13 protein-coding genes are annotated in these 12,165 nt (G+C 60.5%); 6 read left to right on the top strand and 7 right to left on the bottom strand.

Going from position 1 to position 12,165, the window contains the following annotated elements; genetic code table 11:
• Window positions 1–4: 4 nt before the first annotated feature.
• From clpS to AC5J09_RS19575, 5 genes are all read right to left on the bottom strand, one after another.
• Window positions 5–358 (bottom strand): ATP-dependent Clp protease adapter ClpS, encoded by a 354-nt coding sequence (clpS, locus tag AC5J09_RS19595; protein WP_003535011.1) that lies wholly within the window; start codon window positions 356–358, stop codon window positions 5–7.
• A gap of 271 nt (window positions 359–629) precedes the next feature.
• Window positions 630–983, bottom strand: coding sequence for a phasin PhaP2 (gene phaP2 / locus AC5J09_RS19590; protein ID WP_100673917.1), 354 nt, complete (start codon window positions 981–983; stop codon window positions 630–632).
• Window positions 984–1,224: 241 nt separating this feature from the next.
• A complete protein-coding gene (locus AC5J09_RS19585) occupies window positions 1,225–1,428 on the bottom strand; it encodes a DUF3126 family protein (protein WP_003535016.1) in 204 nt (67 codons plus the stop codon).
• A gap of 180 nt (window positions 1,429–1,608) precedes the next feature.
• The gene (gene cysE / locus AC5J09_RS19580; protein WP_100673918.1) at window positions 1,609–2,436 is read right to left on the bottom strand and encodes a serine O-acetyltransferase; all 828 of its coding nucleotides are present in this window, start codon (window positions 2,434–2,436) and stop codon (window positions 1,609–1,611) included.
• A 194-nt stretch (window positions 2,437–2,630) separates the two neighbouring features.
• The gene (locus AC5J09_RS19575) at window positions 2,631–3,410 is read right to left on the bottom strand and encodes an alpha/beta fold hydrolase (protein WP_015241159.1); all 780 of its coding nucleotides are present in this window, start codon (window positions 3,408–3,410) and stop codon (window positions 2,631–2,633) included.
• Window positions 3,411–3,600: 190 nt separating this feature from the next.
• Here AC5J09_RS19575 and AC5J09_RS19570 point away from each other — a divergent pair, with 190 nt between their 5' ends.
• Both AC5J09_RS19570 and AC5J09_RS19565 read left to right on the top strand, forming a co-directional pair.
• Window positions 3,601–3,846 carry a zinc-finger domain-containing protein gene (locus tag AC5J09_RS19570; protein ID WP_003535025.1) on the top strand — a complete coding sequence of 82 codons (246 nt, stop codon included), beginning with the start codon at window positions 3,601–3,603 and terminating at the stop codon, window positions 3,844–3,846.
• 27 nt (window positions 3,847–3,873) lie between these two features.
• On the top strand, window positions 3,874–5,037 hold the full coding sequence (locus tag AC5J09_RS19565) for an FAD-dependent oxidoreductase (protein ID WP_494298280.1): 1,164 nt from the start codon (window positions 3,874–3,876) through the stop codon (window positions 5,035–5,037).
• A gap of 52 nt (window positions 5,038–5,089) precedes the next feature.
• Here AC5J09_RS19565 and AC5J09_RS19560 read toward each other — a convergent pair whose 3' ends face one another.
• On the bottom strand, window positions 5,090–6,277 hold the full coding sequence (locus AC5J09_RS19560) for a cystathionine beta-lyase (RefSeq protein ID WP_100673921.1): 1,188 nt from the start codon (window positions 6,275–6,277) through the stop codon (window positions 5,090–5,092).
• A gap of 337 nt (window positions 6,278–6,614) precedes the next feature.
• Between AC5J09_RS19560 and AC5J09_RS19555 the strand changes: the two genes are divergently transcribed.
• The 4 genes from AC5J09_RS19555 to AC5J09_RS19540 all read left to right on the top strand — a co-directional run bounded on the left by AC5J09_RS19555 (window position 6,615) and on the right by AC5J09_RS19540 (window position 10,892).
• Window positions 6,615–7,640: an amino acid ABC transporter substrate-binding protein gene (locus AC5J09_RS19555; RefSeq protein ID WP_100673922.1), complete on the top strand. Its 1,026-nt coding sequence runs from the start codon at window positions 6,615–6,617 to the stop codon at window positions 7,638–7,640.
• 105 nt (window positions 7,641–7,745) lie between these two features.
• Window positions 7,746–8,939, top strand: a complete 1,194-nt coding sequence (locus tag AC5J09_RS19550; RefSeq protein WP_494298277.1) for an amino acid ABC transporter permease — start codon at window positions 7,746–7,748, stop codon at window positions 8,937–8,939.
• 4 nt (window positions 8,940–8,943) lie between these two features.
• Entirely contained in the window at window positions 8,944–10,098 is a 1,155-nt protein-coding gene (locus AC5J09_RS19545; protein ID WP_100673923.1) for an amino acid ABC transporter permease, read from the top strand.
• Window positions 10,099–10,115: 17 nt separating this feature from the next.
• Complete coding sequence (locus AC5J09_RS19540; protein WP_100673924.1) at window positions 10,116–10,892, top strand: amino acid ABC transporter ATP-binding protein; 777 nt, start codon at window positions 10,116–10,118, stop codon at window positions 10,890–10,892.
• 406 nt (window positions 10,893–11,298) lie between these two features.
• Here the strand turns inward: AC5J09_RS19540 and AC5J09_RS19535 are convergent, their stop codons facing one another.
• Entirely contained in the window at window positions 11,299–12,111 is an 813-nt protein-coding gene (locus AC5J09_RS19535; protein ID WP_018097785.1) for a ferredoxin--NADP reductase, read from the bottom strand.
• Window positions 12,112–12,165: the final 54 nt, after the last annotated feature.

Raw genomic sequence — 12,165 nt, 5'->3', positions numbered from 1 at the left:
TTCCTCATTTCTTTTCCATGACGCATTGCAACGGATGTTGATGCTGCCTGGCGAAATCCATCACCTGCGTCACCTTGGTTTCGGCGACCTCGTAGGTGAAGACGCCGCATTCTCCAACGCCGTGGTTGTGGACATGTAGCATTATGACGGTCGCTTCTTCGCGGTTCTTCTGAAAGAAGCGCTCGAGGATGTGAATGACGAATTCCATCGGTGTGTAATCGTCATTCAAAAGCAGAACGCGGTACAAACTCGGCTTCTTGGTCTTCGGCTTGGTGCGGGTGATAACGGACGTGCCACGACTGGGGCCGCCTCCGTCTCCTTCGCTTCCCTGCTGCATCCGGACCGGCATGGCGATCATTCTTGTTCATTCCTTTACAGCCGCGGATCCATTTGCATTCGGCCACGACATGCTTGCCTTTATCTAATGGTTCGTTCTTGGATTTTAAGACCGAACCCACGCACTGCAAACATATTCGCACGGCGAAACACAAGATTGATCAAATTTCTTCGCCGGCACCTGCTGCCTTCAGGCCCGTCGGCGGTCTTGAAGACGCGCAGAATACGAACGGACGAAGGCCGGCCGCGGCATCCGCGACCGGCCTGGTCTGCAATAGCGATGAAGCTGATGGTCAGGCGGCGGCGGCCGTTTTGACCGCAGTGCCTGCCTTGGCAACCGGCGCCTCATAGGGCTTGTAGGCGTCCTTGGCGAGGTCGGCATACATCTCACCGATCTTCGTCGCCTCGGCGAAAAAGCCTTCGTAGCTTGCCTTCAGATAATTCGTCTGAAGCTCGAACGCTGCTTCGAGGCTTTTGGCACTGGTAAGCTTTTCGACATGAGCAACGCCATCCTCGAAGGATTTTTTCGAATAGTCGGCCGCTTCGGTCGCAATAGCCTGGAAACCTTTGGTCATGGCTGAGTAGCTCTTCACGGCCACGTCGAGCGCTTCCTTGCTCTTCCTGTTCGCATCGTCGAAGTTAAACATCGGGCGTCTCCTTGTAACGGCTCGGCTAGGAACGCGGCCAGTCTAGGTGCACTGCACAAAAAGTCAAGTTCAGTGTGCATTGCAATAAAATACAGTTCTTGCAACGACTTGATGAAGACGGACGCCTCCAGTCAAATTTCTCCGAAAAGTATGATTTAACAACAGGAAACCCGGCCTGATTGCTCAGTACCGGGTCTTGCAACGCGCGATTACCACGGATCCAGGTGGATTCGTGTTGCTCTCAGAGGTCGATGTCGAGGATCGCCATCGAGAAATTATAGGAGAGCTCGCCGTCCTCTTCGTCACGGAAGACGACACCGAGAAATTCGTCGCCGAGATAGACTTCAGCGGATTCGTCCTTCTTCGGGCGAGCCTTGACGACCATGGACTGGTTGAACGTGCGCTTAAGATAGGCCTCAAGCTTGCGGATTTCTTCGGGCTTCAAAACTATTCTCCGTAGCCGATTGATTTGCCGCGCTTGTTGCACGGGCCATTGCCCAGTGTAAACCCATCAGAGCGCCAAGCGTTCGCCGGGAGGCGAAGAAATGCTCGCAACGCCTTGAATTGGTGCACTGATTTTTCGCAGCGTCGATGCCCCGGCACAGCCGGGCTTCGGGCGCCTTGATCAGATATCGAACGACGCCAGGATCTGGTCCATCTGACGCGACGGCTCGGAACAGCCGGCCTCGCCGACGACCTTCGCCGGCACACCGGCAACCGTCGATTTGGGAGGGACCGCCTTCAGCACGACGGAACCGGCGGCCACGCGTGAGCAGTGGCCGATGTGGATATTGCCGAGAATCTTTGCGCCGGCGCCGATCAGCACGCCGTTGCCGATCTTCGGATGACGGTCGCTGCCTTCCTTGCCGGTGCCGCCAAGCGTCACGCCATGCAAGATAGATACGTTGTCGCCGATGACCGCGGTTTCGCCGACGACGAGCCCCGTTGCATGATCGAGGAAGATACCGCGCCCGATGCGGGCGGCCGGATTGATGTCGGTCTGGAAAACGCTGGAGGAGCGGCTCTGGAGATAGAGCGCAAAGTCTCTCCGGCCGCGGCTCCACAGCCAGTGAGCCAGACGGTGCGTCTGTATGGCATGGAAGCCCTTGAAATAAAGCACCGGCTCCATGAAGCGCGTGCAGGCGGGATCGCGATCGTAGACCGCCTGGATATCCACGCGCAGGACGGCGCCCCATTCGGGCCAGTCCTCGAGCATCTCGGCAAAGGTCTGGTGCAGGAGGCTCGCCTGGAGGTCGGGATGATCCAGCCTCTCGCAAATCCGGTAGATAACGCAATCTTCCAGGGAATGCTGATTGACCACCGTCGAATAGAGAAAGGCCGCCAGCATCGGGTCGCGCTCGGCCGCCAGCCGCGCCTCCTCACGCAGGCTATCCCAGATCGGATCGATCGCTTCGAGCGATTCCGTATGACGAAGTTCTGTCTTGGCGACCATGGTCGCTCTCCTTCCTGGGCGTTCCCTCGGCGGGGTCGTCTTTGGCCTGCCGTCTTAAGATGGGGTCGTGTTCGGGCATATATAGGCCAATTCCCCGCCGACATAAATGGCCTGGCCGGATTTCACCTCTCGTTGGTCGCACGGCCGAGAGCAGCTCGAGGAAAAGTGCGCAGGGTTTTCCGCCTGGATCGGCCTCACCCAACTCCGGCAAGAAACTCCAGGACCGCCTTCTTGAACACACGGTCGCCGACCGCCAGCATGTGGTCGCGCCCGGGAATGTCGAGTGCCACGGCATGCTGCATCAGCGCGGCAAGCTCCTCAGCCGACCCGGCGATGTCATCTTTTGTCCCGACACCGATCAGCACCGGCACGTCTATGCGGCCCACCTCGTCGGCGGTAAGCAGGTCGCGCGATGTCGATATGCATGCGGCAAGCGCCTGACGATCGCTTTTCGTCTGGTCTGCGAAGGCGCGGAACGTCCGGCCCCGCTCGTGCGTAACGTCCTCCAAAGAAGGTGCAAGCAGCGCGTCGGCGATCGGATCCCACTCCCCCACCCCCGTGATCATGCCTATCCCGAGACCGCCGAATACCAGCGAACGGACGCGATCCGGGTGCTGCAAAGCCAGGAATGCCGAGATCCGCGCGCCCATCGAATAACCCATGACATGCGCCTCGCCGATGCCGAGATGCACCAGAAGTGCCGCCGCATCCCCCGCCATCTGCGGCGGGTGATAGAGCGAGGGATCATGGGGTTTGCTGCTTTGCCCGTGCCCGCGATTGTCGAGCGCGATGACGCGGTATCCGGCGTCGCCGAGCGTCTTCAGCCATCCGGGAAACACCCAGTTGACATTGGCGCTCGATGCAAAGCCGTGAATGAGCAGGATCGGGTCGCCCGAGGGGTCACCTTCGTCGAAATAGGCGATTTCCAGTCCGTCATGCGTGAAGCGGGAAAATGGCGGAGGGTTCAAGTCCATCTGGTTTTCCTGGTATTGTCCTGTCGGCGCGGACGTTAGTTGGTAAAGCAACCGCCGGAAACCCCAACCGCTTCAAAAACCATAAAGCGCGGCATGTTTGCCGCTACACATTTTCGCCAAAGCTCACTATGGTGCCGGCAAATTCGACACCCCAATCGACACCTAAGACTTGCATATATCGGAGTACGACATGGCCGGCCACAGCATCCCCCATTTTCAGAACGACGGCGGGCACCGGGTCATCGAGATCGGCGTCAAGGAATTCATGTGCACGGGTGCTTCCGTCCCGTTCGACCACCCTCACATCTTCGTCGACATGGGCGACGAGAACGAGAAGGTCTGTTCCTATTGCTCGACCCTCTACCGCTACAATCCTTCCCTGAAGGCGACGGAAACGATTCCTCCGGGCTGCCTTTTCACGACTAAAGCCGCCTGATCCTGCGCAGGCGACGGCGCGACATCCATGCAAAAGGATGATCCGGTTGCGATCGTCGGTGCCGGCATCGCCGGGCTGACCGCCGCGCTCTGCCTTGCACGGCAGGGTTTCCGGACGGATATCTTCGAGCAGGCCGATGCATTGGAGGAGGCCGGTGCCGGGCTTCAGCTTTCGCCGAATGCATCGCGCATCCTCATCGAACTCGGGCTGCTGCCCGCTCTCGAACGCGTCTGGAATGAACCGGAAGCGATCTCGCTTACCGACGGCCGCTCGCTGCGGCCGCTTGCCAGCGTGCCTGCCGGCGCACGCGCCCGCGCGCGCTGGGGCGCTCCCTATGGCGTCCTGCATCGTGCCAGCCTGCAAACGATCCTTCTGGATGCGGTCCGGGCGGAGCCGCTTTGCCGTCTTCACCTGGGAAATCGCGTCGGGGACGATCCGCGAGCAGTCATCACCGAAGCGAGCAAGCGATCACCGGCAGCGATCATCGGTGCGGACGGTATCTGGTCGCGGATACGCTTCTCTGTCCCCGGCGCCGGCACCGTCCGTTTTTCGGGCAATGTCGCCTGGCGCTTCACGCTGTCACGCACCCGGGCGCCCGTCTGCCTGTTGCCTGATCGCGTCACCGCCTTCCTCGCGCCGAAGGCCCATCTCGTCGCCTATCCGATCAGAAAGATCGACGGCTTCAACCTCGTCGCGATCGTTGCCGGAAAGGCGTCGGGCGAAACCTGGACGGGGCACGACACCGGCGATCGCCGGCGCGAGTTCGAGGCGGCCTTCACGGATTGGCATCCCGACCTGCGCGCGCTTCTCGGTCACGCCGGCTCGGCGACCTACTGGCCGCTCTGCACGGTTGAAGACGGGGCCTGGCACAATGGGCGCGACACCATTCTCATCGGCGATTCTGCTCATGCCATGACGCCATTTGCAGCCCAGGGCGCGGCGATGGCCATCGAGGACGCCCGTGAACTCGCCCGCTGTATGGCCAATACTCCCGACCTTCCCTCCGCCTTCGCGCGCTATGAAGACGCACGCAGAACGCGGATCGGCCGCGTTCGCAAGCGCGCCGCATTCAACAGCTTCGCCTACCACGCAGCAGGTCCGGTGCGGATCGCGCGCGATTTCGTTCTCTCTTTCAGAAAACCCGAAGCGCTCGCAGCCGATTTCGACTGGCTTTACGGCTACGGCGCTTAGTTGGAACGCGATGAGGGAAGCCTATTCGCCTCCCTGTCGCTTCGTTCAGACCTCAGACGGCGTTTGCCGCGGCGAGCCCCGCCTCGATATCCCGGCGGATGTCCGGTACATCCTCGAGTCCGATCTGAAGCCGGATGACCGGCCCCTCGGACGGGGCCTTCGCGACCTTGCGGTCGGAGAGATTCACGTGAACGGCGAGGCTTTCGAAGCCGCCCCAGGAGTAACCGAGCCCGAACAGCGAGAGCGCATCCAGGAAGGCATGCGCCTTTGCCTTGCCGTCTTCCGGTTCAGCCCTGAGCACGAAGGAGAATATCCCGCTCGCGCCGCCAAAGTCGCGCTTCCACAATTCGTGTCCGGGAAAGCTCGGCAGTGCCGGATGAAGCACGCGCGCCACCTCGTCACGGCCCTCGAGCCATTCAGCGATCGCCAGCGCGCTTGCCTGATGGCGCTCCAGGCGAACGCCCATCGTGCGCAGGCCGCGCAGGATCTGATAACTGTCGTCCGGCGAAACGCAGACGCCGAGCGTAACCATCGCCTCGCTGAGTGCCGGCCAATGGGCCGCATTGGCGGAAACGGTTCCGAGAAGAACGTCCGAGTGACCGGAGGGGTATTTGGTCGCCGCATGGATCGAAACGTCGACGCCGTGGTCGAGGGGCCGGAAGTAGACCGGCGTCGCCCAGGTGTTATCCATGGTCACGATACAGCCGTGCCGGTGCGCCGCGGCGGAGATTGCCGGAATATCCTGCATCTCGAACGTATTCGAGCCCGGAGCTTCCGTATGCACCAGCCGCGTGTTCGGCCTGATCAGGTTTTCGATCCCGGCGCCGATCGTCGGGTCATAATATTCGACAGTGACGCCGAGCCTGGAGAGCATCGTGTCGCAGAAATGGCGGGTGGGGAAGTAGACCGAATCGACGATGAGCACATGGTCGCCCGAAGACAGATAGGCCAGGAACGGCACCGTGACCGCAGCTAGCCCGGAAGGAACGAGGATCGTGCCCGCTGCGCCCTCCAGCTCGTTCACGGCCTCGCAAAGCGCGTCGGTCGTCGGTGTGCCGCGCGTACCGTAAGTATATTTCTGCGCCCGCGTCTCCATCGTCCTCGCATTCGGGAACAGCACGGTGGAAGCGTGAACCACCGGCGGATTGACGAAACCATGGAAGTCGGAGGGATTGTTGCCGGTATGCGCGAGGCGGGTATTGATGCCCTGCTCCGCTCGCCCGCTCGTGTTGTCTGCCATTGAAACATCCGCTGTTGATTTTCGCTGCCGACTCATCGAACGGGCTACGGGCCGGGTCAAGGAAAAATTCGAGCCGGCCGACTGTGAATCATGAAGGAGGCGCAACTGGCGGTTTTTTATCCATGGCGGGCGATTCCGTCGCGGGACCTGCCTAAACTTCTGGCGAGCTTCACGTTTTTCACATGGAAGATCACAAAATCGGCCACGTCTCTTGACCCTTCCAGATTTTGAGCATGAGATAGTTTTTACTCAGGCCAGGAGGGTGGCTGAGGCTGCACGCGCCAAGAGCGCGCTACCGTGCAGACGCGAAAAACGACAACCGAAAAGGTTCGAAAAAATGGCAAGAAGAATTCTGACAGCTCTCGTTGGCGCTGCTGTCGTGGGGATTGGCACACATGCGGCATCCGCCGCGACGCTCGACGACGTAAAGGCCAAGGGCTTCGTCCAGTGCGGCGTGAATACCGGCCTCGCCGGTTTCGCAGCCCCTGACGCCTCGGGCAATTGGAGCGGTTTCGACGTCGACTACTGCAAGGCGATTGCGGCTGCGATATTCGCCGACGGCAGCAAGGTCAAGTATACGCCGCTCTCCGCCAAGGAACGCTTTCCGGCGCTGCAGTCCGGCGAAGTCGACGTGCTTGCGCGCAACACGACCTGGTCGATCAACCGCGACACCGCGCTTGGCTTCAACTTCCGTCCCGTCAACTATTACGACGGCCAGGGCTTCATGGTTCGCAAGGAACTCGACGTGAAGTCCGCCCTCGAGCTTTCCGGCGCCGCCGTCTGCGTTCAGACGGGCACGACGACCGAGCTCAACCTTGCCGACTACTTCAAGGCGAACAATCTGCAGTACAATCCGGTCGTCTTCGAAAAACTCGAGGAAGTGAACGCTGCCTACGACGCCGGCCGTTGCGACGTCTATACGACCGACCAGTCCGGCCTCTATTCGCTGCGCCTCACCCTCTCGAAGCCCGATGACCACATCGTTCTGCCGGAGATCATCTCCAAAGAGCCGCTCGCACCGGCGGTCCGCCAGGGTGACGATCAGTGGTTCGACATCGTCAGCTGGGTTCACTACGCCCTGGTCCAGGCCGAAGAGTTCGGCATAACCCAGGCCAATGTCGAAGAAATGAAGAAGTCGACGAACCCCGACGTTCAACGCTTCCTGGGCGTAGAGGCCGACAGCAAGATCGGCACGGACCTCGGCCTCACCAACGAATGGGCGGTCAATATCGTCAAGGCAGTCGGAAACTACGGCGAAGTGTTCGACCGCAACATCGGCGCAGGCAGCCCGCTGAAGATAGAGCGCGGCCTCAACGCCCTCTGGAACAAGGGCGGTCTCCAGTACGCACCGCCGGTCCGCTGATCGGACGCGGATGGAGGGGGGACGGCGCGGCCGTTCCCCCGATCAACGATAAAAACCCGATAACGGGAACATCCGAAAGGATGGATTAGGGGAAAGAGGCTTTGCATGGCCATTGGCGTCACCAACGCGCCTGAACGAAGCACGACATCGGGATCGATCATCAACGATCCTCAGGTGCGCGGGATATTCTATCAGGCAATCACCATCATCATCCTCGCAGCGCTCATCTACTGGATCGTCGACAACACCGTCGACAACCTGAGACGCGCGAACATCGCATCCGGCTACGACTTCGTTAGAAGCCGCGCCGGCTTCGATGTCGGACAGTCGCTGATTTCATTTACCAGCGATTCCACCTATGGCCGCGCCTTGCTGGTCGGCTTCGTCAACACTTTGCTCGTCGCAATTACCGGAATCATCACGGCGACGATCATCGGTTTTATCGTCGGCATCGGACGCCTTTCGCACAATTGGATCATCGCCAAGCTCTCGCTGGCCTATGTCGAGGTGTTCCGCAACATCCCGCCGCTGCTCGTCATATTCTTCTGGTACAGCGGGGTGCTGTCGATATTGCCGCAGGCACGAGATGCGCTTGCCCTGCCCTTCGATATCTTTCTGAGCAATCGCGGTGTCGCCTTTCCGAGGCCGATTGCCGAAGAGGGTGCAGGATACACGCTCCTCGCCTTTGTTATCGCCGTCGCCGCAAGTGTGCTCTTTGCCCGTTACGCGCGCCAACGGCAGTTGGCGACCGGCGAGCGCCTTCCCGTCCTGTGGACCGTGCTCGGACTGATCATCGGCCTGCCGCTGGTCACATTTCTCGTGACCGGTGCGCCGATCACCTTCGACATTCCCGTGGCGGGCAAGTTCAACCTCACGGGCGGTTCGGTCGTCGGACCGGAGTTCATGTCGCTGTTCCTCGCGCTTTCCTTCTACACGGCAGCCTTCATCGCTGAAATCGTCCGGGCCGGTATCCGCGGCGTTTCCAAGGGCCAGACGGAGGCGGCACATGCGCTCGGCATACGCCCGGCGCTGACGACGCGCCTCGTGGTCGTGCCGCAGGCGATGCGCATCATCATTCCGCCGCTGACCAGTCAATATCTCAACCTCACCAAGAACTCTTCGCTGGCGGTTGCCATCGGTTATGCCGACCTCGTGGCCGTCGGCGGCACCATCCTCAACCAGACCGGACAGTCGATCGAGATCGTAAGCATCTGGCTCATCGTCTATCTCAGCCTGAGCCTCGCGACGTCGCTGTTCATGAACTGGTACAACGCCCGAATGGCGCTGGTGGAGAGGTGAGATCATGAGCACGAATCAGGCCTCTTTCGTTCGCGCTTCGATGATCGAAGCTTCGCCTGCCCCGTCGCTGGAAAGCGGTGTCGTCTCCTGGCTGCGGAAAAATCTGTTCGCCACGCCCAAGGACACGGCCCTGACGATCATCAGCCTGCTCATCCTGGCATGGCTGGTGCCGCCCGCAATCCAGTGGCTCTTCATCGATGCCGCCTGGAGCGGCGGCGGCCGCGGCGTCTGTGCCACGCTCTCGCAAGGCGGCTCGCAACCGGAAGGCTGGAGCGGCGCCTGCTGGGCTTTCGTCAATGCGAAATTCGCCCAGTTCCTTTTTGGCCGCTACCCGCTCGATGAGCGCTGGCGTCCGGCACTCGTCGGCATCCTTTTCGTGTTGCTGCTGGTGCCGATGCTGATACCGAGAATCCCATACAAGGGATTGAACGCACTTCTGCTGCTGGTCGCCCTGCCCATCCTTGCGGCGATCCTCCTGCCCGGCGGCTGGTTCGGCCTCACCTATGTCGAAACGCCGCTCTGGGGCGGCCTGATGGTCACCCTGGTCCTCTCCTTCGTCGGCATCGCAGTTTCGCTGCCGCTCGGCATCCTGCTGGCGCTTGGACGCCGGTCGAACATGCCGGTGATCAAGATGCTGTGCACCGTCTTCATCGAAGTCATCCGCGGCGTTCCATTGATCACGGTGCTGTTCATGGCCAGCGTCATGCTGCCGCTGTTCCTGCCGCAGGGCGTCACCTTCGACAAGTTCCTGCGCGCCCTGATCGGTGTGTCGCTCTTTGCCTCCGCCTACATGGCGGAAGTCGTTCGCGGCGGTCTGCAGGCAATTCCGAAGGGCCAGTATGAGGGCGCCGATTCGCTGGGGCTCAGCTTTTGGCAGAAAATGGGCTTCATCGTTTTGCCGCAGGCCCTGAAGCTGGTCATTCCCGGTATCGTCAACACATTCATAGGCCTGTTCAAGGACACCTCGCTCGTGTCGATCATCGGCATGTTCGATCTGCTCGGCATCGTTCGCCTGAACTTCAGCGATACGAACTGGGCCAGCGCCGTCACGCCGCTGACCGGTCTTATCTTCGCGGGCTTCGTCTTTTGGCTTTTCTGCTTCGGCATGTCACGCTATTCAGGCTTCATGGAACGCCTGCTCGACAGAAGCCAGCGGTAAAAAAAGGGGAAAAGAAAATGGCAAATACCGCCACTGCACCGAAATTGGCCGTCTCGACGACGGATGTCGCGATCGAAATCACCAACATGAACAAATGGTACGGTGATTTCCATGTGCTGCGCGACATCAATCTCAAGGTCATGCGCGGCGAGCGCATCGTCGTCGCCGGCCCGTCGGGCTCCGGCAAGTCGACGATGATTCGCTGCATCAATCGGCTCGAGGAGCACCAGAAGGGCAAGATCGTCGTCGACGGCATCGAACTCACCAACGACCTGAAGAAGATCGACGAAGTGCGTCGGGAAGTCGGCATGGTCTTCCAGCACTTCAACCTCTTCCCGCATCTCACGATCCTGGAAAACTGCACGCTGGCGCCGATCTGGGTCCGCAAGATGCCGAAGAAGGAAGCCGAGCAGGTGGCGATGCACTTCCTGGAGCGCGTGAAGATTCCGGAGCAGGCGCTCAAATATCCAGGCCAGCTTTCGGGCGGTCAGCAGCAGCGCGTCGCCATCGCCCGCTCGCTTTGCATGCGGCCGAAAATCCTTCTCTTCGACGAGCCTACCTCTGCGCTCGACCCGGAAATGGTCAAGGAAGTGCTCGACACCATGGTGGGACTCGCCGAAGAGGGCATGACCATGATCTGCGTCACCCACGAAATGGGCTTCGCCCGACAGGTCGCCAACCGCGTGATCTTCATGGACCAGGGCCAGATCGTCGAACAGAACTCGCCGGCCGAGTTCTTCGACAATCCGCAGCACGAGCGGACCAAGCTGTTCCTCAGCCAGATCCTGCACTGATCCTCCAACCGCTCGAAATGACTGCGGCCCGCTTTTACGGCGGGCCGTTACCTGGAAGTGCTCTGGTGGAGGTCGCGTTTTAAACCTGCAGCCACGGAGGCGAGTTCGTCCACTCCTCGGGTTTCCCCACGCCCGATCCCTTTCCCCGCGCGCGGGGGAGGCGATCCCCCACAAATGCTGGTGATTATTGGCAGCCGGAGCGCCCGCCACGAGTCCCTTCGCCCCGCTTGCGGGGAGAAGGTGCCGGCAGGCGGATGAGGGGCGAAATGTCTTTAGAGCACTTCAAGGAAGAGTGTGTGACGGTTTACCGTCCGGAAGTGCGTTGAATCAGATCGCTAGAGCATTTCAATGTTTCTATGAAACGTTGAAATGCTCTAGGAGGACGCTATGCCCTCGGCGGCAGGGATCAGCCGACGAACGCACGTTCGATGACGAACTCTGCCGGCTTGTTGTTGGCGCCTTCCGTCAGGCCGGCGGCTTCGAGGATTTCCTTGGTGTCCTTCAGCATGGCAGTGGAGCCGCAGATCATGCCGCGGTCGATCGCGGGATCGAGCGGCGGGAGGCCAAGGTCGGCGAAGAACTTGCCGTTGGTCATCAGGTCGGTGATCCGGCCCTTGAAAGGATATTCCTCACGCGTCACCGTCGCGTAGTGCCGGAGCTTGTCGCCGACGATCTCGTTCAGGAATTCGTGGTTGCGGATTTCCTCGACAAGGTCGAAGCCATATTTCAGCTCCGCCACGTCGCGGCACGTGTGGGTGAGGATGACCTCCTCGAACTTCTCGAAGGTCTCCGGGTCGCGGATGAGGCTCGCAAAAGGCGCGATACCCGTGCCCGTCGAAAACATATAGAGCCTGCGGCCAGGCACGAGCGCATCCAGCACCAGCGTGCCCGTCGGCTTTTTGCGCATCAGCACCTGGTCCCCGGGCTTGATCCCCTGCAGATGCGACGTCAGCGGTCCGTCAGGCACCTTGATCGAGAAGAATTCCAGTTCCTCGTCCCAGGCCGGGCTCGCGATCGAATAGGCACGATAAACGGGCTTGTCGCCAACCATCAGGCCGATCATCGCAAATTCGCCCGAGCGGAAGCGGAACTCCTGCGGGCGCGTCATGCGGAAGCGGAAGAGCCGGTCGGTGTAGTGTTCGACGCTCGTCACCGTTTCAGCGAAGACGCCTGCCGGAGCCTGTACCGCGAAATCTTCTTTTTTTGCCGGAGCATTCATCGTGACCACAGTCCTATAAATGGTGACGCTGTTTATCAACTACAAGCGGATATT

Source organism: Sinorhizobium sp., from assembly GCF_059070375.1.
The sequence above is the reverse complement of the archived record's forward strand: the minus strand, read 5'-3'. Positions and strand labels throughout refer to the sequence as shown.